The following is a 25003-nucleotide window of genomic DNA, read 5'->3' on the forward strand; positions in this document are numbered from 1 at the left end:
GGCTGATGAGTTCAACGTCAGCCTCACTGCAATCGCTATCTGTCTTATTGAAACAGGCCTTGAACCTGCAATCCTGGTTTGCCACAGAGGACCGAGATGGGCGTGGTTCGTGAGCGCGCCGGACGTGGAACGTAAGTGGTTTCCTAAGGACGAACTGGATTCTGCCTCCTGTGCTCTTACTGCCCTCTTAGGCAAGCCGGTCCAGAGTCAGATGAGTTTAGTTCCTGCGGACACCTGGTTCGAGGGCTGGCACGCTGAGCGCGGCAACGTCCATGAGCAGTAGATCAGAACGGCGGAAGGTCAGGTGCTCTCCCGATCGTCTTTCTCGATCACCGGCCTCTGAAAGAGCCGGAGCGTACACGGTCGCGATGGTAATGCACAGGCTTTACCTCTTCGGAATCTGACCAGCTCCGACTCGCCGGGGCAACGTTCAAATCCACCGCAGGCATCCACTCGATCCGACCTAAGCGTTGAGTAGTTCAGGGTTCATCCAAACTGCTCAGCTGGGTTCAGTGCGCTTTATCCCAAGTACACTATGGCCTCTATTCTGAGAGAACCATACGGTAGACGATCTTGCTTCAAATCCAAAGATGGGGCGTCCGGGAAAGATCCTGAAGCAGACCTTCGAAAGAAGTCCGCTAAGTGTCAATCTGAGATCTTCAGGGCGTGGAGGCTGTTGCGCGCTCTATTCCGTCAATCGCTTGCGGCACGCCCTTGGGCAGGGCCGCGGTTGAAGCAAGTTGCAGAGCGCAGACGCAACAGCTCTCGATTCAACTCATGACTCCCGCGTCCGAGCGCTTTTCGGTACTTTGAATTGCTCGCAGCTCGGTGCGGCGGGTACTGATAACCACCCCTTACCGTTGCCAGCGGGCGTTTCTCCGCTTTGGCCCTTTATGTAACGTAGTTCAGCCTATTCTCCGTCTTGATCCTGCTACGGGTGCTTGCGTGTGTTTGGGAGCCGATCCTGTTCCGGGCTCGAACTCCCCTCCCCTGCTGGACGCTGCCCGGAATTCCTGCCACGCTGACCCGTCCGGCTCCGGGCCGGACCGAACGAGAGCGCCGCCATCACATCAGGCGGAGCCGCCAGTGGAGAACAGCCTTATGATCCGAAACACCGTCCTCATCCCCGTCTCGATCATCTTTGCAGCCCTATCTACGCCCGCCTTGGCCGCTTCCCTGCGCTACGCCAACCAAGGCGATCTGAAGTCCCTGGACCCCTATACGCTCAACGAGACCACCACCAACGCCCACCTGGGGCATGTCTATGAGGGTCTGACGCGGCGCGGGAAGGACCTCGCGGTTCAGCCGAGCCTCGCCGAGCGTTGGGAGATTAGCGACGACGGCCTGACTTGGCGCTTCTTCCTGCGCAAAGGCGTCAAGTTCCACAACGGCAACGATTTCACCGCGGACGACGTGATCTTCTCGGCCACCCGGGTGCGGGCGCAGGGCTCGAACTTCACGACCCGCGTGCCGACCAGTGCCGAGCTTGTGAAGATCGATGACCATACGGTTGACGTGAAGCTCAAGTCTCCGAACCCGATCCTGAACTCCCAGTGGGACACCTGGTACATCATGGACAAGGAATGGGCGGAGGCGAACAACGCCACCGCTCCGACGCCGGCGGCTGCCACAACGCCGAGCTTTGCGGCGCTGAACGCCAACGGTACGGGGCCGTTCAAGATCGAAAGCCATCAGGCTGGCGTGAAGACGGTCTTCAAGCCGAACCCGAACTGGTGGGACAAGCCGGAGCACAACCTGGATGAGATCGTCTTCACGCCCATCGCAAGTGACGCCACCCGCGTCGCAGCGCTCCTGTCGGGCGAGGTTGATGTCATCGAACCGGTCCCGGTGCAGGATATCGCGCGCGTCAATTCTTCGCCCAATGCCCAGGTACTCACAGGGCCCGAACTCCGGACGATCTTTATCAACATGGACTCGGCCCGCGACGAGCTTCTGTTCTCGAACGTGAAGGGCAAGAACCCATTCAAGGACGTGCGGGTTCGGGAGGCGTTCTTCAAGGCGATTGATGTTGACCTGATCCGCGACCGCGTCATGCGGGGATTGTCGGCCCCTTCGGCACTAATGATCGCACCGGAGCTCTTCGTCCACGCAAAGGACTTCGAGCGCCCGAAATATGACCTTGAGGGTGCCAAGAAGCTTCTTTCCGACGCTGGCTACCCGAACGGGTTCGAGGTCGGCATGGACTGCCCCAACGACCGTTACGTCAATGACGAAGCGATCTGTCAGGCCGTCGTCAGCATGCTGGCTCGCGCAGGTGTCAAGGTGAACCTGACGGCACAGCCTAAGGCCCTCTACTTTGGGAAAGCCGGCAAGTCGGGCGGCTACACCACCTCGGTCTCTCTGCTCGGCTGGACCCCTGGCACCTTCGACAGCCACAATGTTCTTCATGACGTGATGGGCTGCCGAGACGTTCCTGGATCGAGCCGGGGCGAGACCAACTATGGCGGGTACTGCAACAAGGAACTTGATGCTGTGACCGACCAGATCCTGGTAGAAACGGATCCGGAGAAGCGCAATCAACTGATCAAGAAGGCTTTTGAAATCGCCACTAAAGACTACGGCCATATCCCGCTGCACCAGCAGGCGCTCGCCTGGGGCGTGTCGAAGAAGGTCAAGCTCGTTCAGCGGGCCGACAACCAGCTCCTGTTCTACTGGGCAAAGAAGGAATAACGATTCACGAATAGGGATCGTTGTTCCTGTAATTGCGGCGCGACGGGCTGGCCCATGCTAGTGCCGTCATGAGCATGCAGCCGTCCTTGGCCAATCCTAGGCCTAGGACGGTCCTTTTTCGTGGTACGGCTAACGTTCTGTCGTGACCTGTGCGAGTTCTCTCTCCCGCCGCTCGCTTGTTTTGTCGAACAGGTTCTGAACCGCAGCCATGCCTGTCAGCTTGAAGGACCGCTGATTTGGCAGTGAGTGCTCTGGCGCAGACCTGGGATCGGAGCGCTGTCCATCTTCGCGACAAAAGTCTGGTATGGGTCATTTTCTGAAGTTCCCTGCCCTGCGCGGACGTCCGCTTACGCCGCGCGAGCAGACATCGCCACATTTCTAAGGATGGACCAAGGATCGGACATCCTGACTCGACTACGGAAGGTATGCGGGCTCCAGGTCCATTCTTTCCGATGCCTTAAATCTTGAATTTGTCCCCGGCCTGAGCAGCAGTTAACTGTCTTTCTAGAAGTTCCAGGGCAGCTGGAGCATCGACTCTCAAAGCCACTCGAACAGAGGTACTCCCTGCCGCAACCGCCAGTTCTCCAGCGTGCTCATTGCCAGCGGTACTGACGCTTAGTTCCAGATTCTCGCAGTGGAAGAGTTCCGGCGAGAGTGCAAAGAGCATTACGCATGGATCATGCAGCGGACGGCTCTCCCGGTTAGTAGTGGACTCGAAATAGGACTCGATGAGCTTGCCGGCCATGGAGGCAAAGGACTTCTCGCTGGACGCCAGGATTCCCGAGAACTCGCGCGTGGCGCGTACGCGCCGGGTGACATCGAGGGGGATCAGCACAAGCGGCAGACCGGATGTGACAACCACTGCCGCCGCTTCGGGGTCCGCCCAAAGGTTGAATTCAGAGCGCGGCCCGACATTGCCCCGCTCATAAATGGCTCCCCCCATGGCAATGACGCGCCCGACGCGCTTCGCCGCCTCCGGTGATGCCAGGATGAGACGGGCAATGTTCGTTAGCGGCCCCAGGGCTAGCACGTCCACGGTTCCAACTGGCTGGTCGAGCAGGAACTCAGCCAGCCATTCCACTGCATTCCGGCCTTCAGGGGGGCGTGCAGGGTCAGGCAAGGCAACCCCGCCGATGCCGTCTTCACCGTGAAGGTTCAGCGGCTCGGGTCCAACCCGCGACAGTGGCGCGGCTGCCCCTTGAAACACCGAAATATCCTCGCGGCCTGCAAACGCAAGAAGGCGGCCCGCATTGCGCGTTGTGGCTTCGATACCGATGTTACCCGCCACGGTCGTGACCCCGGCGATGGTGAATTCTGGCGAAGAGAGCGCCAGGAGAATGCCGATGGCATCGTCGATGCCGGGATCGGTGTCGATGACGGTCATGCGGGGTTTTGCGAGGGGCATGATGGGGGTAAAAACCTTGTGAGTCCGAGCATCCGGTTATCGGACAGAGCGCTCCATTTGACCATAGCCGCAGGTGCCTCGTGACACATTCAGCCCCGCTCCCGGACGATCTTCTGGTGAATGCTGCCGATGAGGTGAAGATCCGGCAGGACCTCCTTCTGGTACCCCTGGGCAGGCGGCCCGCGGACCTGCTCCTGCGCGTCGGGCGCCTGCTCGACGTTCACACCCGCACATGGCTTGACGATCAGGAGATCGCAATCCGCGGTCGGCGCATTGCCTGGACGGGACCTGCGGGCACGTTTCCCGGAGCGACGCTTGCGCGGGAAGATCGCTCGAACCTCGCGGCGGTCCCGGGCTTCGGCGAGGTGCACAAGCACATCGAAAGCTCTCACATTACGCCGGAATACGAGGCTGCCCTCGTTCTGCCGCACGGCAACACCTGGACCTGCGAGGCAAGCCACGAGTTCTCGAATGTGGATGGTACACACAATCTGGAGTTCTGGCTGACGGCCCGCCGCCACGGCTCGCCCATGAAGATCTTCCCGCTGCCCGGATCGGCCGTGCCGCCCACCGCCTATGAATGGGGCGGCGGCTATTATGGCTATGACGAGCAGGCGGATTTCCTCAAGCAGAGCCTCATGGTCGCTGGCCTCGACGAGGTGATGGACTGGCCTGCGGTCTGGAATCCAGAGAACCCCTCGCACCAACGGCTCTGGGGCATGATCCAGGCGACGTTCGAAAACCGCGGCGTCGTCGAAGGTCACGGTGCCGGTCTGCGAGACCTCGACTCGATCAACGCGTTCGCGGCGGCAGGTCTCGCCTCCGATCACGAAGGCTGGACCGCCGAGGAGGTGTGGGAGAAGCTGCGCCACGGCATCTTCATCGAGATCAGGCCCCATTCCATGCCGGAGATCATCGCGGGGCTCCTTGGGCACGGCCTGTCGGACTGGTCTCAAGTCGCCTTCGCCACAGACGACCGCAGCGCCTCGGACACGCTGAAGATGGGTGCGACCGACCACAATGTCCGCCTCGCTATCCAGTCCGGTCTCTCGCCGGAGATCGCGATCCAGTGCGTCACCATCAACCCGGCGCGTCACATGCGTCTCACTTCCTGGGTCGGCAGCATCGCCCCGGGGCGGTTCGCTGACCTCGTGCTGCTCGACGATGTAGAAACCCTCTCCATTGCCGAGGTCTGGGCCGATGGCCGGCAAGTCTCTCGGGGAAGGGAATATTGCGGCTCTCTGCCATCTATCAACTGGCCCGAATGGGCGTCCAAGACGGTCAATATCCAGCGCAGGATCGAGCCCTCGGATTTCGCCATAACGGCCGAACCCGGCCGAGTCACGATGAAGGCCGCTCTTCTGCGGCCCTTCCATTGGCATGACGAGTTCATCACGATGGAGTTGCCAGTCGATAACGGCGAGATCCAGCGCGACCCGGCCCGAAGCGTCACCAAGTTCGCCATTGTCGACCGATTCTCAGGCGAGGCGAAAATCTCCCGCATGTTCTGGCTCGGCTGCGGACCGAAAACACCGGACACGGCCGTTGGCTGCACGGTGGCCCACGACAAGCACAATCTCTGGATCGTCGGCTCGTCCGATGAAGCCATGGCGATGGTCGCCAACCGGGTGGCGGAGATCGGCGGTGGCTGGGTTCTCGTCAGCGGCGGCAAGGTTCTGGCCGAGGTGCGCTACGAAATCGGCGGGCTCATGACCCAAAGACCGGCGGAAGAGCTCGACGCCGACATGCAGAAGCTCTATGCGGCGGCCGATGAAATCGACTGGCTCTACGAACCGACCTTTTCGCCGCGTTGGTATCCAGGCTTTCCCGAGCGGCTGCAATTCGCGACCCTGACCTGCGCGCCTTGGCGCTGGGTTCTGGCCGCGCCCTGCGAGGCCGCTCCTCAGGGCTTCGTGAACGTGGCGACCGGGCAGACACACCCGGTCGTCTGGTGATGCTCAACCGGCCGCGTCGATCCGGGCCATTTCGGCCTTGAACGCAGCGGCGATCTGGCCTGCATCGCGCAGGATCTTCTTGCGCTCCAGGCTCTCCACGTTGCGGCCCCGCATGATCCAGCGGCCGCCGACCATCACATCCTGCACGTCCACCGGCATGGCGGAGAACACCAGGGTCGCGTAGATGTCATAGACGGGCTGCATGCGTGGCGCCGACAGGTCTATCCGGATGAGATCCGCCTGCTTGCCCGGCTCGAGCGAGCCGATGCGGCTGTCGAGACCCAGCACCTGCGCGCCTTCCAGCGTCGCCATGCGGATCACCTGGGCGGCCGGCATGGGCTTGCGGCTGTGGCCGAGGAGCTTCTGGAACATGGAGACAGGCCCAAACTGGCTGAACAGGTCCAGCGTGTTGCCGCTCATCGGGCCATCGGTGGCGATCCCCACCTTGATGCCTGCCGCCCGCATGGCCTCGATGGGTGCGATGCCGCGCCCGGCCTTGGCATTCGAGCGGGCATTGTGGGCGACGCGCACATCCGCCTTCGCCATACGCTCGATCTCGAAGGGGTCGATGTGCAGGCAATGGGCGGCGATCAAGCCAGGGATCAGCAGCCCCGCCTTTTCGACGACCTCAACGGGCCGCATGCCATGGTTCTTGCGGCACCATTCCATCTCGCTGTCCATCTCGGCGAGATGAAGTTGCACCGGGACCTGAGAGTGAGCCTCAGCCCAGCGAGCGACGCGTGCCATCACGTCGATATCGGTCGAGTAAGGCGCGTGGGGCGCAATCGAAGGAGTGATCCGGTCGTGTCCCGAAAACTCGGAGACAAGCTCCTCAACCAAGGCGAAGCCCTCATCGATCGTCTTGTGGTCAGGCGGATCGAAGGTGGCCAGCGTCTGGCCGACCACGCCGCGCAGGCCTGCCTGCTCGAGAGCCCGCCCCACTTCGGTCTCGTAATAGTACATGTCGGCGATGGTTGTGACGCCAGCCTCGATGGACTCCAGCGCGCCGAGGAGCGTGCCCACCCGCACCATCTCGGGCGTGACGAACTTGCGCTCCATCGGCAGCACATAACGGAACAGCCGGTCGTCCACGTCCTCGCCGAGGCCGCGGAACAGCGTCATGGCCAAATGGGCGTGGGGATTGACCATGCCGGGCATGATCACATCCCCGCCCGCATCGACGATCTCGGCCCCATCCACCTGCGGCGGCTCGCCGGCGCCGAGCGCCCGGATCGTGCCGCCCTCGACGTGGATCCACCCATTCTCGATGACGCTCATGCTCGCGTCGATGGGGAGCAGGCAGGCGTTCCTGATGAGGATTGATGCCATCACCGGGTTCCCTCACTGGCCAGAATGGTGCATTGCTCCGGCATGGGGACCAGCTTTACGCCCGTGCCGGCCTCAAGCGGATTCGTGAGGCTGCCGTTGGCGATGAGCTGACCGGCCGCCGTTTCGCACTGGTACTGATAAGCGCGGCCGAGATAGGTCCTGAGCCCCAGCCGGGCTGGAAGTCCTTCAGCGGCAGGATCCGTCGACACCATCAGGCCGTCCGGCCGCGTGGCGAGCAGGAAGGTGTCGGGGATCGCCCCGTAGGCGGCCTGCGACAGCCGCAGGGTCATTCCGGCGGTCTCGGCGGTGACCGTATCGCCTTCGCGTGCGACGACCTTGAACGGGATGATGTTCTCGAAGCCGACGAAGCGGGCCACGAAGGTGTTGGCAGGGCGCCGGTAGAGCACCTCGGGTCGGTCGAACTGCATGAGCCGCCCGGCATTCATGATGGCGACTCGATCCGAGATCGAGAAGGCCTCCTCCTGGTCGTGCGTGACATAGACCGAGGTGGTGCCGTTCGACCGCTGCAACTGGCGGATCTCCACTCGCATGTCGACCCGGAGCTTCGCATCGAGATTCGAGAGCGGCTCGTCGAACATCAGCAGCGGCGGCTCGATAACAAGCGCTCGCGCCAGGGCAACACGCTGCTTCTGGCCACCGGAGAGAGCGCCGGGCGCTCGATCCGCAAGAGCCGAAAGCCCCACGCGTTCCAGCATGGCCATGGCCCGCTTGCGGCGTTCGGAGGATCCAAGGCCCCTCTGCTTCAGCCCGAAGGCCACATTGTCGAGCACCGAGAGATGGGGAAACAGGGCGTAGTTCTGGAAAACGAGGCCGATGTCACGCTTGTGGGTCGGCAGGCGTGTGAGGTCGCGGCCGCCGAGCTGGATCGAGCCCGTGGTCGGCGTCAGAAAGCCTGCGATCAGGCGCAGAGTGGTGGTTTTCCCGCAGCCGCTGGCCCCGAGAAGCGAAACAAGCTCACCGGCCTGGACCGAGAGCGAGAGGTCTTCGAGAACCTTGGTCGTTCCGTAATGGGCGGAGACGGCTTGAAGATCGAGAGGCTGTGTCACGGAAAGCTACTTCGCAAGAAAGGTGAGGCCGAGGGTTCGCTCCACGACGGCCATGACGGCCACGGTGAGGAACATCAAAAGCACGGAGACGGACGCGACCGTCGGGTCGAAGAACTGCTCCACATGAGCGAGGATCTGGATCGGCAGGGTGCTGATCCCCGGCCCCGTCAGGAAGAGTGATACCGACACATCGTTGAGCGAGGTGATGAAGGCGAGGATGAAGGCCGCGATCACCCCTGCCCTGATATTCGGCAGCACAATGGTGAAGAACGTCTTCACAGGCGAACTGCCGAGGCTGATCGCGGCCTCCTCGACGGAGAAGTCGAACGAGGCGAGGCTCGCGCTGATCACACGGACGACATACGGCAGCACGATGAGCGTATGGCCGATGAGAAGGGACAGGAAGATCGGCGCACCGGTTCCGACCGTAAACGATTTGAGCAGGGCGAAACCGAATACGATCTCGGGCACAAGGATCGGCAGCACGAACAGCGTCCCGAGCCATTTCGGGAGCTCGATCCGGAAGCGGTTGAGCGCATAGGCTGCAGGAATCCCGATCAGGAGAGCAATCATCGTTCCAAGGAAGGCGATCTGAAGGCTCGTTATGATGGTCCGCCGGAAAGCGCTGATCTCGAAGATGTTTTCGAACCAGCGCAGGGACAGCCCCTGCGGTGGGAAGGTGAGATACGTGGTGTCGCTCAGTGCCGCGCCGACCACGATGACCAGCGGCAGCATCAGGAACAGATAGACCAGCGCCGTAACGACGATGAGGAAGGGATGAGGTCTGTCGGACATCACGTGGCCATGGGATTGATACGGCGGGCGATGTGGCTCATCGCGAGAACGATGGTGATGGTGATCACCGTCATGATGGCCGCGATGGTCGACGCACCAACCCAGTCGAAGGACACCATTGCGCGCTGATGGAGCAGCGTGGCGAGCACGGTCTGGCGCTCACCGCCGAGCAGCTGCGGCGTGGCATAGGCCGTGAAGCTGCCGGTAAAGACCAGCACGGCGCCGACGATCAGCCCGGGCACGGCCAGTGGGAGAAGCACCTGCCAGAAGGTGGCGAGCGGCGATGCCCCAAGCGACGAGGAGGCCTGCAGCACGTCCCTGGGGATGTTCTCCAGTACGCCGACGAGGGAGAGCACCATGAGCGGCACGAAAAGGTAGACCATGCCGACGATGACCGCGCCTTGCGTGTAGAGCATCTCGAGCGGCTCACTCGTGATGCCGAGCGCGAGCAGGGTCTGGTTCAGGATGCCGTTGCGGCCCAGGATGATGAGCCAGGCAAAGGCACGCACCACCACGCCGGTCAGCAGCGGGAACACGGCGGCGACGATGAGCAGGCTTTTCAGCTTGCCCGGTGCGCGTGACACCACATAGGCGGTCATGAAGCCGAAGATCAGGGAGGTGATCGTCGTCAGCGCGGCGATCTGGAGCGTCCGGAATAGGACAGTCGTGCGAAAGCCGCTGTTGAAATAGGAGATATATGGGGCAAAGACCCCGCGCGGATCCATGAAGGTGCCGGCGATCACGGCTCCAATCGGCACGAGCAGGAACCCGATGACCGCGAGAGTGGCGGGCGCGGAGAGCGCCCACCCGGTTGCGCCGTTGCGGCGCCGGAAAAGTCCTGAGGTCATGATGGCTAGATTACTTCCCGAAGACCTCGCTCCAGGCATCGATCCAGTCGCTCTTGGCCGCATTGAGCTTTTCGTAGTCGAGGCGTTTGAGCGACGAGATCATCTGGGGTCCGTAGGTCCAGCGGGCCGCCTCCTCGGGCTTCAGCTGCACCGCGGTGGCGACGGGAGCATCCACGCCCCGCTCGGCCAGCGTCTGCTGGATCTTGGGGTCGAGAATGAAGTTGATGAACTGATGCGCCAAGTCCGGATTCGCCGCGCCCTTGGCGATGTTCACCGTGTTGAGCGTGGCGTAGTCGCCCTCCTTCAGCTCGGCCCAGCGGGCGGTCGGCACAGCCGCCTGGATCTGAGCCAGAGTGAAGTCCTGCGCCATGGCGACCGAGACCTCGCCGGTCGAGAACAGGTTCACGAGCTCGGAACCGGTGTTGTAGTTCTTCACCACGTTGGGCTTCAGCTGCTCGAGGGCTTTGAAGGCTGCGCTCTCATCCTTGTAAGAGTCGACGCCTGCCTTGTTGGCTGCGACCAGAACGGTCATCGGCCCGGCCGTCGTGGTGATGCCGGGAAGCGAGACCTGACGCTTCAGGTCCTCGCGCCACAGGTCGTTCCAGGAGGTGATCGGCGGCTTGACCTTGGCGCTGTCGTAGATAATGCCGACGCGGCCGATGGTATAGGCCGGGCCGAACTGGCCCTGAGGCGCGCGGGCCAGCTCATAGATGCCGTTGAGGTTGGGAAGCTTGGAGCGGTCGACCGGCTGGAACAGGCCTTCCTGGATGCCGATCTGAGAATAGCTGTCGGTGAGATAGACCACATCGACGCCGCTGCCGCCGCGGATCTTGATCTTGTTCAGGCGGTCGGCGTTGTTGCCCGTCTCGAAGACCAGATCGCAGCCGCATTGGGCGCGAAACGGCTTAAGGACGATCTCTTCAAGCTTGTCGCCGTTGAAGCCCCACCAGGAGATCGTGAGGGTCTTGTTCTGAGCCATGGCCGGGGCCGCACTCAGCGCCGCCAGAACAAAGGCCATGCTCGCAACCGGTTTGTACCAACGCGCTACCATCTCGGGATCTCCTACGTTCCAATGTTTCGCCAACGAGGGGCCTGGTGCCGTTCCCATGACGCGGACGACTCCTCGCCCTGGCGCCATAGGCATTAACACAACCCTGCCCTCGGGAAAGCCCCGCTCTTCCGGGACAATGCCTACGTTACAGCCATTCTGCTCAAAAAGCTCGCAGATCGGGCGACAGCTCCACGGGTGCCCAGCCCCCGGCAGCATTCCGCTTGAGACGTGGCGTGCGCAGCACCCCGATGACGCGATCCGGCCAGCGCGGATCGACAGCCGCGAGCTTCTCCCGCCAGGCATCCGTCTGGAGCATCGCCGCGCCGATGACGACGGGCCTGATCCCACACGAGGCGAGGAGTTCCAGTGCTGCCACGATCGACCTTCCGCTGCTGATCACGTCGTCAACAAGCAGGACCCGCCTATTCTCGATGACAGGCAGCATGCGTGGATCGAGGTAGAGGCGCTTGACCTGCTCCGGGCTCGTGATGGAGGTCATGGGCACCGACAGGTCTTCTCGGTACCAGAACTTGCGGGAGGTCCCGAGCGGGACATAGCGGCTGTGCCCGAGCTTCCTGGCCGTGCCGCTTGCAAGGGTCAGACCCAATGTCGGAAGGCCCACGACCACCTCCGGTTCAAAGACGCGGACCTTTTCGGCGAGGCTGGCGCAGAGCGCCTCCTCCACGGCGAAACCTGCCTGGTTGATGATGAGGGAGGCCAGCGCATGCTCGCCATCGGCGAGTTCGCGGATCGGAAGGCGCAACTGCCTTCCGTCCTCGAACTCGGCCGGGAAGAAGCCGCAATGCCCCTCGGCGGGCTGACGCTCGAAGGTCTCGGGCGGATGGATCTCCTGCCAGAAATCGTGGGGCTGCATCGCTCGTCTCTGTCCGCCTGCTGGAAGAAGGGTGATTGTGACCTGATCGCCACCGCGCTATCGAACGAGCCGAAACGGCACTTCAGGACGACAGCGCGATGCCCCCTCATGACCTCATCCAGGCGGATCTATCATTCCTGCGCAACCTTCGCCAGGACTTACATGCGCATCCGGAGCTGGGTTTCGAGGAGGAAAGGACGAGCAGCATCGTCGCCACCCTGCTGGAGGAAGCCGGTCTTCGGGTGCATCGCGGCTTAGGGAAGACGGGAGTCGTCGGCACGCTCCGGATCGGCAACGGCACGCGTACCATCGGCCTGCGCGCGGACATGGATGCCCTGGCCATGCCGGAGCAGGCGGAGCGGCCCTATAAGTCGAAACTTGCCGGCAAGATGCATGCCTGCGGACATGACGGGCACACGACCCTGCTGCTCGGAGCGGCTCGCCACCTCGCGAAAACGCGCAACTTTTCCGGCACGGTGCATTTCATCTTCCAACCTGCGGAGGAAGGCCGGGGCGGCGCGAAGAAGATGATCGAGGACGGCTTGTTGGATCTTTTCCCCTGCGATGCGGTCTATGGGCTGCACAACATGCCGGGACTGGCCGTGGACGAGATGGCCGTCACCGCAGGTCCGCAGCTCGCTTCGTCGGACAGCTGGTTCGTGACCTTCAAGGGCGTCGGCACTCATGGCGCCAAGCCCCATCTCGGCAAGGACCCGATCACGGCAAGCGGTTACTTCCTCTCCGCCCTGCAGACGATCGTGGGGCGCGTGGTGAACCCGCTGCAGCCCGCGGTGGTGAGCGCCTGCTCGGTGCAGGCGGGCGATCCGCGGGCGCTCAACGTCATTCCGGATGTGGTTGAAATCGGCGGCACGGCGCGAGCCTATTCCGCCCAGGTGCGCGACCAGCTCGAAGCTGAAATCGAGCGGCTCGCCAGGGGCGTGGCTTCCATGTTCGGTATCGAGGTGACCTACGAATTCCGCCGGCGCATCCCGCCGGTGATCAATCACCCGGACGCGACGGCCCGAGCGCTGAAGGCGGCGCAGGCCGCCTGCGGCTCAAAGGTCGTGACGAACTTCGAGCCCTCGACGGCCGGCGACGATTTCGCCTTCTTCGCTGAGGCGGCTCCAGGAGCGTATGTGTGGCTCGGAAACGGCCCCGCCGTCGACGGAGCGCTCCACCACAACACGGCTTACGACTTCAACGACGAAGCCATTCCAACCGGCGTCGCCTTCTGGGTGGCCCTCGTCGAGCAGGAACTCGGAGCATGATTTCCAGGATTTAAGATAGCAGTTCAGTCAAACGGATTTTTGTGTCCAAAAGGTCATAATCACTGGAAGGTGCGGAGTGACCGCTTTGGATCAACCGAAGAAGAAGAGAGCACCAAATGAAGGTTCGCTCGCGCCATGGATGCGGAAATTCGATCTACTTCCGCCTCGTGCCAAAGGTGACATTGTGCTGGTGTCTTAGACGCCGGACCGGGCCTTCCCTCTACTTCTAATCTTAAGCCACTGCTCGACGGGTGTTGCGAGGATCGTGGTTAGGACGACGACGGCTGCGCCGAGACACAGCGACAATGATGGAACCTCGTCAAAGTAGACCCAGCCCGCAAAACCCGAGAAGATGATGGACAGGTATCCGATGGGCGCCAGAAGCCGCGCCTCCTGCTTCTGATAAGCCTGGAGCCAGCAATATTGCCCGACCTGGGCTAGGATCCCGATCAGGATGATGCTCGGTGCCTCGGTCCATGGAATTGGCACCCAGACGAGGGCTGCCGGAATCGATGTCAGGAGTGTGAGGCCCACCGTGTAGAAGAGCATCAGAACGACCGTGTCCTCGCCAGCGAGGCGACGTGTCTGCACCACGGAGAGCGCGCCGAAGAACACGGAGCCGAAAGCAGCGAGCAGGCCGATGTTCCATGGAATCTCGTCCGGCCGCAGCATGGCAACAACGCCGACGAAACCTAAGGCCGTGAGCGCGTAGCGGATTCGGCTCACCCTCTCCCCGAGCAGAACTGCCGCCATGGCCAGCAGGATCAGGGGGCGGGTATAGCCAATAGCGGTGACGAGGGCGAGCGGGAGCGCCGCGAAGGCCGCGAAGTTGCAGGTCAGCGCCGTGGAGTTGAAGGCGACGCGCACCAGATGGCCGCGGATGTTCGACAGGTTCGCCAGCTTAGCACGATGGTGCCACATGAGCGGAGCCACGGCTAGGAACCCAACAAGAGAACGCAGGAAGACGAGCTGAACCGCCGGATAGGTGTCGCCCTTCGCCTTGACCATGGCCTGCATGATCGTGACCAGGCTCATGTCGAGCAGCAGCCACCCCGCGCTGCTCCACAGGGAGACTGCGGAGCCGGCGGATCGGCTTTCGGCTTCGACCGCCATAGGCTCAGGCAGGCTGAACGAGGTTTGCGAGCAGGCGGAACGCGCCGGGAACCAGCTTGTCCAGCTGATGGTGCAGCACGAGCGATACGTGCGTGTGTCGCCCGCCCCCGATCCGGGCGGAGATCAGGGAGCCCCTGAGCGGGTTCTCGCCCGGATCGTTCAGGGCCAGCAGTTCCTCGTAGACGGCATCGTACTCCGCCGCGAAGTAGAGGCCCCTCTCCTTGTCCCAGCCCTGCCAGTCACCAGCTTCGATACGGTTCGGGGAGGTCAGCAGCGGATGCTCCGGCTTCAGAACAGTGACGGGAGCGGCGGGATCGGTCACGCGCCAGCGCAGCGAGGGCGATCCGATGACGAGGCGGCGCGGCGGCGTCGTGGCAGGGTCCCACGCATCGGTGGGGCGGTGGTAGAGCGTCACCAGATGCCCTCCCTCTTCCACGAAGCGGTGCAGCCGCGCGGTCGCACTCTGAAGGTCGCGCCTGAGGCCGAAGGCGAAGATGCCGACGACGATGGTCGTGAAGGCGGAAAGCGAGCCCGCCTTCAGTTCGGCCTCCCCGAGATCCGTCACGTCGAGGCCGAGACGGCGCAGATGGGCGCCGACATTGTCGCTCCCGCCGCCCACATAGCCGATCCGGGCTCCCGCCGGGAGGGCAACGTCGAGCGAGAGGACCTTCAGCTCCGCCGGCGCGGCGATCGATGTCGGCCGAATGTGCGGATAGGCAATGGTCCGCACCGAACTCGCCGGCCTGCCGTTCACGATAGGAACGAGCGTTGCAATACCAGCGCCGCCCTCACGGGGTGGCACGGCAACCCAGTCGCTTCCCTCCTGGCGAACTGTCCAGCCCGCCGGTACCTGCCAATCCATCGGCTCGACTCCCACCGCTCTCACCCGGATACCGGAGGCAGGTTCTCCCGTCTTGATGAGTGCCACCGCAGGATCGAGAGAAAGGGAGTGACACGGTCTGATCTTCAGGGGCTCTTCCGGATCGAGATCGACCTCGATCCTGCGTTCTCCGACCTTTCCCGAGATGCGAAGGCCTGCCTCGCCGTTGCCGCCCAGCGGATCGAAGGACTCGGGATAGTTCCCGGTATGAGGCGCCGCTTCAGCAATCGCAATCTCATAATGCACGAGCCCTGGCTGGTCGTGCGTCGCGGTGGCGTCGACACCTGCCGGAAGGCGGGGCGCCGCCGTGACGTCGGAAAGCTCGCGCGTATCGATATGCACCTGCATGGCCAGACGCGCGCCTGGATGCGCCGATCCGGTGAACACGGCCCGGGCCGTGTTGACGCTGGCTTCGAACAGAGCCACATCGATTTTCCGCAGCTTCCGGTCCAGGCGATGGCCCACTTGGCGCAGCGCCTCCTCGCCCAATCCTTTTCGAGCCTCTTCGATCCGACGCGCCGCACCGTTCAACGCTTCGACAATTCGGGAGCGGTTCGGGAAGGCCGCGATGGCGGCCTCGATCTGCGCCTGCGCGTCCCGCAGGGCCGTGGCCTCTGATCCAGTCACGCCCGGCATAGCCGCGATGTCAGCCAGCGTTGCGGGCATGTGATCGCGAATGTCATTCTCGGGCCCGGCTCCGCCGCCGGCCCGGACCTTCAGGTGCAGGCTCCACCGATCAACCGGCTTGTCCCGCCACACCCCCATGCCCTGGGAGGCGTGCGCGGCCCGCGACCATTCGCCGAGCTGCTTATAGGCAAGGCCCGTAACCTCGTCGGGGCCGGCAGCCTCAAGGCTCAGCGTCGCAGGCGGCGGGGGCACCTCGTCGTCATAGGCGTAACCTGCGCCCGACCATGCCGGGAGGTAATACTTGGACACCTGCCAGGGCCGAAGGCCCGACGCGGCATGCTCCGGAAAGGCTGACGGATCGGCCGCGAGAGCAAGCGCCGTCTCAGCTGCGCGGGTCATGGCGCGGTGGTGACCGTGCTGGCCCGGCACGTCCAGGAAGGTCGGGATGACGATGTCCGGACGGTAGCGGCGGTAAGCGCGCACGAGGCGCTCGACGATGCGCTCCTCGCCCCAGCGACGGAGCGTGTCGTCTCCGTTCTTCGAGAATCCGAAATCGTGAACCGGGTCGTCGGGACCATGGCCGAGCCACGCCACATCCGCATCCATGCGGCGCGCGGCCTCCTCCATCTCAGCCGTACGCAGCACGCCGAGAACGCCGCCCCGCTCGGGTCCGAGCGCATTCTGCCCTCCCTCACCCCGGGTGGAGCAGGCCACCACGACCCGCATGCCGTAGGCGAAGCGCAAGGCTGCCAGCATCCCGTTGATCTCGTCATCCGGATGCGCACCGGTGTTCATGACCGTCAGAACGGAAGACAGCCGGCTGAGGGCTCGATGCAGGCGCACGAGAGCCGGCTGATGGACAGCGTGGGCCAAACGGCTGTGATCATCCAGCAAATGCGATCTCCTCGTTTGTCGTTTCGCGGGCGGCTGCCTGAGCGGTGTCGAGCCGAGGCGTCATGGCTTCGAGGATCGGCAGCGCTGCGGCGCCGAGTGCCGCCGTGAACCGCCCCGTGCGGCCGTGGATCAGGCGTGCTTCGTTCCGGTTCCTGCGGCGCGCAACGGACAGGGGCAGCGGCTGCATGGCTTTCGTGAGATCCTCCAGCAGACCTGGTGGCAAAGCACCGCCAATGACGACGGCCTCGGGGTCGAAGAGATTTTCGAGCATCGCAACCTGAGGCGCGAGATAACCGGCCGCCTCAGCGACCCATTCCGCGATGATCGGGTGCCGCTCGCGGTGTAACTGCTCCAGGCGCGTGTAGTCGACCCCCAGAATTCCTGCCGCGGAGAGTTTTTCGGCAAGAGCCTGCACGGAGGCATAGGCCTCAAGACAGCCGTGCTGGCCGCACGAGCAAAGGCGTCCGCCTCTTTCGATCAGCACATGCCCGATCTCGCCGGCATTGCCGTTAGCGCCCCGGTAAGGGCGCCCGTCGATCAGGATGCCGAGGCCGAGCCCTTGCCCGAAATAGATCAGGCAGAAGTTCTTGAGATCCTTGGCTGCACCGTGAAGGCGCTCCCCAACGGCTGCGGCGGTGGCATCGTTCTCGAGAGTGACGGGCGCTGCGAGCATTTGGCCGATGGTGGCCACTGCATCGAACTCTGCCCACCCTGACAGGGTCGTGGGGCCGACGGAGGTCATCCCCTCCACGTTGAACGGACCCGGCATCACCACTCCGACCCCGAGAAGCTGCGGCACGGGGGATTTCAGCTGAGCCTGTGCTGCGGCGATCTCGGCCTTGATGACGGGCAGCACCGTATCAGGATCGTTGCGCGGGATTGAGACCGTGCGCTGCGCCCGGACGCGCCCCCCGATGTCAACCAGGAGCGTAGAGATATGGTCGGCCGCGATCTCGATGCCAGCCGTCATCCCGCCGTTCGGATTGACCGCGAACTGGATCGGCGGCAGTCCGCGCCCCGCCCTGAGCCGCCCGGTCTTGATGAGAAGGCCATCGGCGACGAGGTCATCGACGATGTTCGAGACGGCTTGAGTGCTCAGATGCGCATGGCGCGAGATTTCGGTGCGCCCGACTGGACCAAGCTGGCGAACGACATCGAGCACCACGCGGCGGTTATGGGAGCGGTTGCGCTCCGGATTGCTGCCGATCGTCGAGCGTACCCCGGCCTTGGATTTTCTCGGCATCTCCAAACTCCAGGCGGCAACAATGACCCGCAGAATGGAATAACTCAAGTGAATTATCTTATTGACAGCTCGCAAACTCTAAGGGAGCCTTGAGGTTGGATCGGCCACGAAGGCCGGCACCAGAGATGGATCGGCGCCCAGCGCCAGCAAGAACGGAGAGGGACATGCGTTTAGGTCATATGCTCGCGAGCGTTGCCTTGGGCTTCGCCACCCTGGCCTCCACCGGCGCCAAGGCGGTCGAGATCGAGTACTGGCAATATGTGTTCGACACCCGCGTCAAGGCGATGAACCAGCTCATTGCCAAGTTCCAGGAGGCGAACCCGGACATCAAGGTCAAGCAGACCACTTTCCCCTATGCCGATTACCAGACCAAGGTGGCGGCCGCGATTCTGGCGGGCCAGGGACCCGACGTCGTGCAGCTGTTCTATGGCTGGACCGACAATTTCATCGCCGGCAAGATGATCCGCCCCTTGCGCGCAGAAGCCTTCCCGGCCGCTGAGATCGAGCGCGATTTCTTCCCGATCGTGAGCGCCATGAAGCGCGGCAACGACTATTACGGCCTGCCGACCGCCGTGCGCTCGCTGGCCCTCTTCTACAACAAGAAGGCTTTCAAGGACGCGGGCCTCGATCCCAACAACCCACCGAAGACGCTCGAAGAGCTCGTGGCCGCCGCTGAAAAAACCGTGAAGCGCGACGGCAGTGGCAACATCATCTCCGCCGGCATGACGCTCGACATGGGCGGGCAGGACCATCAATGGTGGCGCGAGGTGCTGATCCGTCAGTTCGGCGGCGTTCCTTACACGGAGAACGACACCAAGGTTGCCTATAACGATGAGGCTGGTCTGAAGGCGCTCACCTTCTACACGGACCTGCAGAAGAAGCACAAGGTCGGCCAAGCCGGATTCATGGATGAGGGACAGGCCGCCTTCCGCGCAGGCCTTGCCGCCATGACCATTGACGGCACCTTCCGCCTCGGCTCCTTCGGCACGATCAAGGCCTTCGATTGGGGCGTGACCGAGCTCCCCGCCAACGCCCAAGGCGTACGAAGCAACTATGCGAGCTACTTCGCCAACGCCATCACCACGAAGGCGGAAGGCGAGAAGCTGGCGGCGGCAGAGAAGTTCCTGAAATACGTCTCCTCCCCCGAGGCCATGAAAGTCTGGATGGAGGTCGTGGGCGAGCTCCCGGCCCGCCGTGAAGTGGCCCTGACGCCTGAGAATATTGCGCATCCGGTCTACGGCCCATTCCTCAAAGGCCTGGAATATGCGCATACCACTCTGTTCAAGGACGAGGCGGCCCAGCGTCAGGTGGCCATCGACATGGCCAATCGCGTCCTGATCGGCGGCGAGGATCCCAAGACCTCCCTGGCCAAGGCCGCGGAGGCCGAACAGGCGATCATCGACCGCGCCAAGCGCTAATCCACGCTCGCGAGGAAGCAGCGCATGTCCGCCGTCTCACATCGGGAGGCCGCCTCCGGCGGCCTCTGGTCGAGGATGAGCCTCGGCCAGAAGCAGGTGATCTGGGCGTGGAGCTTTCTCGCGGTTCCCCTCGTCTTCTATGTGGTCATCCGCTTCTGGCCGACGTTCCAGGCCTTCTACCTGTCGGCGACGGACTGGACCATCACCAAGCCCGCCGCCTTCGTCGGATTGGAGAACTACTGGAGGCTGTTTGAGGATCCGCTGTTCTGGCAGGTATTCCGCAACACCTTCATGTATTTGATCCTCGGCACCCCGATCAGCCTGCTGATCTCCTTCGTGGTGGCCTATTACCTCGACCGCGTGCGGTTCATGCACTCCTTCATCCGCGCGCTCTACTTCCTGCCCTTCCTCACCACCGCGGCGGCGATGGCTTGGGTCTGGCGCTGGTTCTACCAGCCCGTTCCCATCGGGGTGATCAACGATGTTCTCTCCAGCTTCGGCATCCCACAGCAGCCGTTCCTGCGCTCCACCTCTCAGGCACTGCCGGCCGTACTTGCGCCCGCGGTCTGGGCAGGCCTCGGCTTCCAGATCATCATCTTCCTCGCGGGGCTCAGGGCTATTCCCGTCACCTATTACGAAGCCGCGCGCATCGACGGCCTTTCGGAAGGCGCGATCCTGCGCAGGATCACGCTGCCGCTGCTCAAGCCGACCCTGGTGTTCCTGGTTGTTTTCTCGTCCATCGGCTTCCTGCGCATCTTCGATCAAGTCTACAACATCAACACGAACGATCCCGGCGGGCCGCTGAACTCCACAAAGCCCCTGGTGCTGATGATCTATCAAACCGCCTTCAGCTCCTACGAGATGGGATATGCGGCTGCGCAGACCGTGGTGCTGTTCGTGATCCTTCTCGTGATCTCCCTCGTCCAGTTGCGCCTCATGAGAGACCGCTGATGAAAGCCGCCGCATCCTCACAGGGCCTTGCGATGCCACATATCCGGCCAGGCCGGATCCTTGCCTGGACGCTCCTGTTCATCGGCGGCGTCGTCATGGTGACGCCCCTGCTCTTCATGCTCTCGACCTCACTAAAGGACGCCTCGCAGGTCTATGACCTGCGCGTGATCCCCGAGGCGCCGACTCTCGACAACTACATCGAGATCCTCGGGGACGGGCGCTTCACCCGCTGGCTCATCAACTCGACCATCGTGGCGGTGATCGTCACCCTGTCGAACGTGTTTTTCGACAGCCTCGTCGGCTACACGTTGGCGAAGTTCCGCTTCCGCGGCCGTTACGTCGTCTTCATCGCGATCCTGTCCACCTTGATGATCCCGACCGAGATGCTGGTCCTGCCCTGGTATCTCATGGCAAGCCAGTTCGGCTGGCTCGACAGCTACTGGGGAATCATGTTCCCCGGCATGATGACGGCGTTCGGCACATTTCTGATGAAGCAGTTTTTCGAAGGCGTGCCGGACGACTTCTTGGAGGCGGCGAGGATCGACGGGCTCAACGAGTTCACCATCTGGTGGAAGATCGCCATGCCGCTCGTCACCCCTGCCCTCTCGGCGCTCGCCATCTTCACCTTCCTCGGCAATTGGACGGCGTTCTTCTGGCCTCTCATCGTGACCACGAGCGCCGAACTCTACACTCTGCCCGTCGGGCTCTCCAGCTTCGCGGTCGAGCAGTCGATTCAATGGGAGAAGATCATGACGGGCGCGAGCATCGCAACCCTTCCCACCCTTATCATCTTCCTGTTCCTCCAGCGTTACATCGTCCGCGGCGTCATGCTCGCCGGGCTGAAAGGCTGAGCCGATGACTGCGGGCCCCCACAACGACAGCTCCGTGTTTCCGAATCCGGTCTATAAGGAAACCGTTCTGCGCCCACTCTTCGACGGTGCGAAGGCTCATCACGTCGAAGGCTTCCGCCTGATCGACAGAGCTCATCTCGTGATGCTGCACGAGACCGGCATCCTGACGCTCGAGCAGGCCCGTCCGATTGCCCAGGCGCTTGAGGCGATCGACCGTGAGGTGGACGTCAGCACCCTCACCTACACAGGAGAAGTCGAGGACTTTTTCTTCCTGATCGAGAAGGAATTGCGTGCGCGGCTCGGACCCGATCTGGCAGGTCGCCTGCACACGGCGCGCTCGCGCAATGACATCGATCACACTCTGTTCAAGCTCGGTCTCAAGCATCGGATAGATCCCCTGCTGGAGCGCCTCGTCCGCCTTGCCGAGACCCTGGCGTCTGTCGCCGAGCGGGAGAGCGGTACGATCATCGTCGCCTATACCCACGGCCAGCCAGCGCAGCCGACCGTCTTTGGACATTATCTTGCGGCGGTACTGGAAACCCTGCTGCGCGACATTGCGCGGCTGGAGGCGGCTCGTGACATTGTGGACCGCAGCCCCATGGGAGCCGCCGCCATCACCACGAGCGGCTTTCCCATCGACAGAGACCTGATGGCGCGGCTTCTCGGCTTCAGCCGGCCTCTGCAGAACTCCTATGGCTGTATCGCGTCGATCGACTATATTACCTCGACCTATTCGGCCATCGAGCTAGCCTTCCTGCATCTCGGCCGCTTCATTCAGGACCTCCAGTTCTGGACAAGCTTCGAGGTCGGCCAAGTGTATGTGCCCAACGCCTTCGTGCAGATCAGCTCGATCATGCCGCAGAAGCGCAATCCGGTCCCTATCGAGCACATGCGCCACCTTGCCTCCCAGACGGTCGGGCGGGCGCAGGCCATGCTCACGATCATGCACAACACGCCTTTCACCGACATGAACGACAGCGAGGGCGAAAGCCAAGGCTTCGGATACGGCGCCTTCGAGAGCGGCGGGCGCGTGCTCGACCTGCTCACGACGCTGGTCCCGGCGCTGCGCATCAATCCCGACCGGGTGCGTCAGAACATCCGCCGCAGCTGCATCACGGTGACCGAACTCGCCGACAGCCTCGTCCGGCGTGAGGGGCTTTCGTTCCGTGAGGCGCACGAGATTGCCGCGGAGGTCTCCCGTGCCGTCGCGGCCATCGGAGGCGACATCGCAGCCGACGGTCATGAGGCCTTTCAGGAGGCTTTCGAGCGTAGTACAAAGCGCCCTTCGGCAATCGACAGGGCTCAATTCGCCGAGATTGTCTCGCCGGAGAACTTCGTCGCCGTGCGCGACCGTTTCGGCGGTCCGGCCCCAAGGGCGCTCTCACAGGCAATCGCTGGATATAACCAAGAGATCTCCGATATTCGCAGCCGCATGCAGGAAGCCGCATACCGGGCCGATGCTGCCGGCCAGGATCTCCAGTTCCGTTTCAACGCACTTCTCGGAGCCCGCTGATGGCGACCGTCGAAATTGATCGTCTCGTGAAGCGCTATGGGCAGACGACCGTCGTCCATGGAATCGACCTCTCGATCCAGGACGGCGAGTTCGTCGTGCTGGTCGGCCCATCCGGCTGCGGCAAGTCGACGACCCTGAGGATGATCGCAGGGCTTGAGGAGATCAGCGGCGGCGAGATCCGGATCGACGGACGCGTCGTCAACGACCTCCAGCCCAGGGACCGGAACATCGCCATGGTGTTCCAGAACTATGCCATCTATCCGCACATGAGCGTCGCCGACAACATTGCCTTCGGCCTCTACCGCTCCAAGCTTTCAAAGAGCGAGAAGCGTCAGCGCGTCGAGCAGGCTGCCGAGACACTCGGCCTATCGCAGCTCCTGGATCGCCGCCCCTCGGCGCTGTCAGGCGGCCAACGCCAGCGCGTCGCCATAGGCCGGGCGATGGTTCGTGATCCGGCCGCGTTCCTGTTTGACGAGCCCCTTTCCAATCTCGATGCTCAACTGCGCACCCAGATGCGCATCGAGATCAAGCGGCTCCACCACAGGCTCGGCACGACCTCGGTGTTCGTCACGCATGATCAGGTCGAGGCCATGACGATGGCCGACAGGATCGTGGTGATGCGCGACGGCAGGATCCTGCAGGTGGGCACACCCCTCGAGCTTTACGAGAATCCGGTCGATATATTCACCGCCCGGTTCATCGGCAGCCCGACGATGAACCTGCTGCCAGCCTCTCTCAAGAATGGTGGAGCGGATCTGACGCTCGGTGGGTCCGTTCAGGTTCCGCCGGCAGCCGCGACCAGCGCGGACATCCTGGTTGGCGCACGACCGCAGGATCTCGTCCCGAGCAGCCCCGGCGTGCCGGGACTGACTGTGTCAGGCACGGTGGCGGTTGTGGAAACCCTTGGCTCGGAGACCCTCGTGCACATCGAGAGCGCGGGCCAAACCATCATCGGCTCCGCGCCGGGTCGGCAGATCCCGCAGATCGGCGAGCATCTGACACTCCATGCCCCGGCAGAGCGCCTCTATTATTTCGACAAGGCCACCGAGAAAGCACTGGCAGCCCGATGACCGGAACGCTCACCGAGCGCGGCAAGGTCCTATGCCTTGGGCGGACCTATTGCGACATCATCTTCACGGGCCTGAGCGGGATGCCGGTGCTAGGGCGCGAACGGTTTGCCGGTAACGTGACCATCGCAGCGGGCGGCGGCGCCTATATCACGGCAGCGCATCTCGCCTCGCTCGGGCGGCCGGCCGCCCTCCTCACCCGCCTTGGATCGGACCCACTGTCCCAGAGCCTCACTCCCGAGCTCGAATCCAGCGGGATCGATCTGTCGTTCGTCGAGCGGTCCCCAGACGCCGGACCTCAGCCGACGGTGGCCCTGGTCAGAGACGGGGAAAGAGCCTTCGTGTCCCGACGTGCCGGGGGCTCACGTCCGGCGACGCTGGAGCAGGCTCTCTCGGCCCCTGATGTCGCCCACCTGCACATCGCGGAATTTGCCACCCTAAAGGACACTCCGGAGGTGATCGCTTTGGCTCGCCGCTTCGGCCTGACGATCTCTCTTGACCCGAGTTGGGACGATGAACTGATCCGCCGCGACTCGGACTTCTTCGAGATCTGCGCAGGTATCGACCTGCTGCTTCCGAACGTCGAAGAGGGAAAGGCGCTGACAGGAGAAAGCACGGACGAAGCCATTCTGCGAAGCCTGCGTGAGCGGTTTCCCTTGGTGGTGCTGAAGCGCGGCGAGCACGGTGCCATAGCCTCCTGCGGGTCGACCTGTGTTTCTGCCGAAGCCATTCGGGTGAATGTGGTCGACACGACAGGAGCGGGAGATGCCTTCAATGCCGGCTTTCTGCACTCCTGGCTCGGCACCTCGGATCTGGGGAAAAGCTTGGCGGCTGGGATCGAAGCGGGAGGGCTCTCAGTCCAGTCTGCAGGCGGAGCCCCACCGCGCGCCCCTTGATAGGCCTACGCAAACGATTGCCGGATGTGACGCAGCCTGCTAGGCGACTGACTACAAGCCGGGCGTTGGACATATGTAGGCACCGTCAGAACGTAGGTATGGCGCAGGACAATGCCGGCAGGACAGAACCTTATCGCGGAATGGTTGCGGTTCCGAGGGCACTGTAGGTCCGGCTTGGGTCAAACAGAGAAATCTGCTCCCCACTAGGAACGTCCGGTATTCCCTGCCAGAGCTGGAATTCGGTTTGCTTCCGGGAGGTGTCAAGAC

The 25003-nt window shown here is 63.0% G+C and carries 19 protein-coding genes; 9 read left to right on the forward strand and 10 right to left on the reverse strand.

Going from position 1 to position 25003, the window contains the following annotated elements:
* Positions 1-1101 precede the first annotated feature (1101 nt).
* Positions 1102-2691 (forward strand): ABC transporter substrate-binding protein, encoded by a 1590-nt coding sequence (locus JAO75_RS18740; RefSeq protein ID WP_199050665.1) that lies wholly within the window; start codon positions 1102-1104, stop codon positions 2689-2691.
* Between the two features lie 457 nt (positions 2692-3148).
* Here the strand turns inward: JAO75_RS18740 and JAO75_RS18745 are convergent, their stop codons facing one another.
* Positions 3149-4075 (reverse strand): nucleoside hydrolase, encoded by a 927-nt coding sequence (locus JAO75_RS18745; protein WP_246742598.1) that lies wholly within the window; start codon positions 4073-4075, stop codon positions 3149-3151.
* A 101-nt stretch (positions 4076-4176) separates the two neighbouring features.
* On the opposite strand from JAO75_RS18745, the gene JAO75_RS18750 reads away from it, so the two are divergent.
* Positions 4177-6051, forward strand: coding sequence for an adenine deaminase C-terminal domain-containing protein (locus JAO75_RS18750; RefSeq protein WP_199050667.1), 1875 nt, complete (start codon positions 4177-4179; stop codon positions 6049-6051).
* 3 nt (positions 6052-6054) lie between these two features.
* On the opposite strand, the gene JAO75_RS18755 is transcribed toward JAO75_RS18750, so the two are convergent.
* The 6 genes from JAO75_RS18755 to JAO75_RS18780 form a co-directional block, all read right to left on the reverse strand.
* A complete protein-coding gene (locus JAO75_RS18755) occupies positions 6055-7380 on the reverse strand; it encodes an amidohydrolase family protein (RefSeq protein WP_199050668.1) in 1326 nt (441 codons plus the stop codon).
* Positions 7380-8447, reverse strand: coding sequence for an ATP-binding cassette domain-containing protein (locus JAO75_RS18760; RefSeq protein ID WP_199050669.1), 1068 nt, complete (start codon positions 8445-8447; stop codon positions 7380-7382). Before JAO75_RS18760 ends, JAO75_RS18755 begins: the two co-directional genes overlap by 1 nt.
* A 6-nt stretch (positions 8448-8453) precedes the next feature.
* On the reverse strand, positions 8454-9245 hold the full coding sequence (locus JAO75_RS18765) for an ABC transporter permease (RefSeq protein WP_425523204.1): 792 nt from the start codon (positions 9243-9245) through the stop codon (positions 8454-8456).
* Complete coding sequence (locus tag JAO75_RS18770) at positions 9242-10090, reverse strand: ABC transporter permease (protein ID WP_199050671.1); 849 nt, start codon at positions 10088-10090, stop codon at positions 9242-9244. The genes JAO75_RS18765 and JAO75_RS18770 overlap by 4 nt, the downstream gene beginning before the upstream one ends.
* A gap of 10 nt (positions 10091-10100) precedes the next feature.
* Positions 10101-11141 (reverse strand): ABC transporter substrate-binding protein, encoded by a 1041-nt coding sequence (locus tag JAO75_RS18775; protein ID WP_199050672.1) that lies wholly within the window; start codon positions 11139-11141, stop codon positions 10101-10103.
* A 160-nt stretch (positions 11142-11301) separates the two neighbouring features.
* Complete coding sequence (locus JAO75_RS18780) at positions 11302-12015, reverse strand: phosphoribosyltransferase (RefSeq protein WP_199050673.1); 714 nt, start codon at positions 12013-12015, stop codon at positions 11302-11304.
* A 98-nt stretch (positions 12016-12113) separates the two neighbouring features.
* On the opposite strand from JAO75_RS18780, the gene JAO75_RS18785 reads away from it, so the two are divergent.
* Positions 12114-13283 (forward strand): M20 aminoacylase family protein, encoded by a 1170-nt coding sequence (locus JAO75_RS18785; protein ID WP_199050674.1) that lies wholly within the window; start codon positions 12114-12116, stop codon positions 13281-13283.
* Between the two features lie 195 nt (positions 13284-13478).
* Here JAO75_RS18785 and JAO75_RS18790 read toward each other — a convergent pair whose 3' ends face one another.
* The 3 genes from JAO75_RS18790 to JAO75_RS18800 are packed head-to-tail and all read right to left on the reverse strand — an operon-like array spanning position 13479 to position 18040.
* A complete protein-coding gene (locus JAO75_RS18790) occupies positions 13479-14396 on the reverse strand; it encodes a DMT family transporter (RefSeq protein ID WP_199050675.1) in 918 nt (305 codons plus the stop codon).
* A gap of 4 nt (positions 14397-14400) precedes the next feature.
* Positions 14401-16797: a PIG-L family deacetylase gene (locus JAO75_RS18795; protein WP_425523205.1), complete on the reverse strand. Its 2397-nt coding sequence runs from the start codon at positions 16795-16797 to the stop codon at positions 14401-14403.
* Positions 16787-18040 carry an ROK family transcriptional regulator gene (locus JAO75_RS18800; protein WP_199050676.1) on the reverse strand — a complete coding sequence of 418 codons (1254 nt, stop codon included), beginning with the start codon at positions 18038-18040 and terminating at the stop codon, positions 16787-16789. Before JAO75_RS18800 ends, JAO75_RS18795 begins: the two co-directional genes overlap by 11 nt.
* Positions 18041-18204: 164 nt before the next feature.
* Between JAO75_RS18800 and JAO75_RS18805 the strand changes: the two genes are divergently transcribed.
* The 6 genes from JAO75_RS18805 to JAO75_RS18830 are packed head-to-tail and all read left to right on the forward strand — an operon-like array spanning position 18205 to position 24736.
* Complete coding sequence (locus tag JAO75_RS18805) at positions 18205-19458, forward strand: sugar ABC transporter substrate-binding protein (protein WP_199050677.1); 1254 nt, start codon at positions 18205-18207, stop codon at positions 19456-19458.
* Between the two features lie 24 nt (positions 19459-19482).
* The gene (locus JAO75_RS18810) at positions 19483-20409 is read left to right on the forward strand and encodes a carbohydrate ABC transporter permease (protein ID WP_036352394.1); all 927 of its coding nucleotides are present in this window, start codon (positions 19483-19485) and stop codon (positions 20407-20409) included.
* The gene (locus JAO75_RS18815) at positions 20409-21260 is read left to right on the forward strand and encodes a carbohydrate ABC transporter permease (protein WP_199050678.1); all 852 of its coding nucleotides are present in this window, start codon (positions 20409-20411) and stop codon (positions 21258-21260) included. Before JAO75_RS18810 ends, JAO75_RS18815 begins: the two co-directional genes overlap by 1 nt.
* Before the next feature lie 4 nt (positions 21261-21264).
* On the forward strand, positions 21265-22773 hold the full coding sequence (gene argH / locus JAO75_RS18820) for an argininosuccinate lyase (protein ID WP_199050679.1): 1509 nt from the start codon (positions 21265-21267) through the stop codon (positions 22771-22773).
* The gene (locus tag JAO75_RS18825; protein WP_199050680.1) at positions 22773-23843 is read left to right on the forward strand and encodes an ABC transporter ATP-binding protein; all 1071 of its coding nucleotides are present in this window, start codon (positions 22773-22775) and stop codon (positions 23841-23843) included. Before argH ends, JAO75_RS18825 begins: the two co-directional genes overlap by 1 nt.
* Complete coding sequence (locus JAO75_RS18830; RefSeq protein WP_199050681.1) at positions 23840-24736, forward strand: carbohydrate kinase family protein; 897 nt, start codon at positions 23840-23842, stop codon at positions 24734-24736. Before JAO75_RS18825 ends, JAO75_RS18830 begins: the two co-directional genes overlap by 4 nt.
* Positions 24737-25003 lie beyond the last annotated feature (267 nt).

Source organism: Microvirga splendida (assembly GCF_016427565.1).
In the GTDB taxonomy this organism is placed as follows: domain Bacteria; phylum Pseudomonadota; class Alphaproteobacteria; order Rhizobiales; family Beijerinckiaceae; genus Microvirga; species Microvirga splendida.

What these genes read in the sequence shown, in the direction of transcription:
- JAO75_RS18800 (WP_199050676.1), bottom strand. Translation starts at nt 18,040, where the DNA reads ATGCCGAGAAAATCCAAGGCCGGGGTACGCTCGACGATCGGCAGCAAT.
- JAO75_RS18810 (WP_036352394.1), top strand. Translation starts at nt 19,483, where the DNA reads ATGTCCGCCGTCTCACATCGGGAGGCCGCCTCCGGCGGCCTCTGGTCG.
- JAO75_RS18825 (WP_199050680.1), top strand. Translation starts at nt 22,773, where the DNA reads ATGGCGACCGTCGAAATTGATCGTCTCGTGAAGCGCTATGGGCAGACG.
- JAO75_RS18780 (WP_199050673.1), bottom strand. Translation starts at nt 12,015, where the DNA reads ATGCAGCCCCACGATTTCTGGCAGGAGATCCATCCGCCCGAGACCTTC.
- JAO75_RS18755 (WP_199050668.1), bottom strand. Translation starts at nt 7,380, where the DNA reads ATGGCATCAATCCTCATCAGGAACGCCTGCCTGCTCCCCATCGACGCG.
- JAO75_RS18805 (WP_199050677.1), top strand. Translation starts at nt 18,205, where the DNA reads ATGCGTTTAGGTCATATGCTCGCGAGCGTTGCCTTGGGCTTCGCCACC.
- JAO75_RS18790 (WP_199050675.1), bottom strand. Translation starts at nt 14,396, where the DNA reads ATGGCGGTCGAAGCCGAAAGCCGATCCGCCGGCTCCGCAGTCTCCCTG.
- JAO75_RS18745 (WP_246742598.1), bottom strand. Translation starts at nt 4,075, where the DNA reads ATGACCGTCATCGACACCGATCCCGGCATCGACGATGCCATCGGCATT.
- JAO75_RS18775 (WP_199050672.1), bottom strand. Translation starts at nt 11,141, where the DNA reads ATGGTAGCGCGTTGGTACAAACCGGTTGCGAGCATGGCCTTTGTTCTG.
- JAO75_RS18770 (WP_199050671.1), bottom strand. Translation starts at nt 10,090, where the DNA reads ATGACCTCAGGACTTTTCCGGCGCCGCAACGGCGCAACCGGGTGGGCG.
- JAO75_RS18785 (WP_199050674.1), top strand. Translation starts at nt 12,114, where the DNA reads ATGCCCCCTCATGACCTCATCCAGGCGGATCTATCATTCCTGCGCAAC.
- argH (WP_199050679.1), top strand. Translation starts at nt 21,265, where the DNA reads ATGACTGCGGGCCCCCACAACGACAGCTCCGTGTTTCCGAATCCGGTC.
- JAO75_RS18830 (WP_199050681.1), top strand. Translation starts at nt 23,840, where the DNA reads ATGACCGGAACGCTCACCGAGCGCGGCAAGGTCCTATGCCTTGGGCGG.
- JAO75_RS18740 (WP_199050665.1), top strand. Translation starts at nt 1,102, where the DNA reads ATGATCCGAAACACCGTCCTCATCCCCGTCTCGATCATCTTTGCAGCC.
- JAO75_RS18815 (WP_199050678.1), top strand. Translation starts at nt 20,409, where the DNA reads ATGAAAGCCGCCGCATCCTCACAGGGCCTTGCGATGCCACATATCCGG.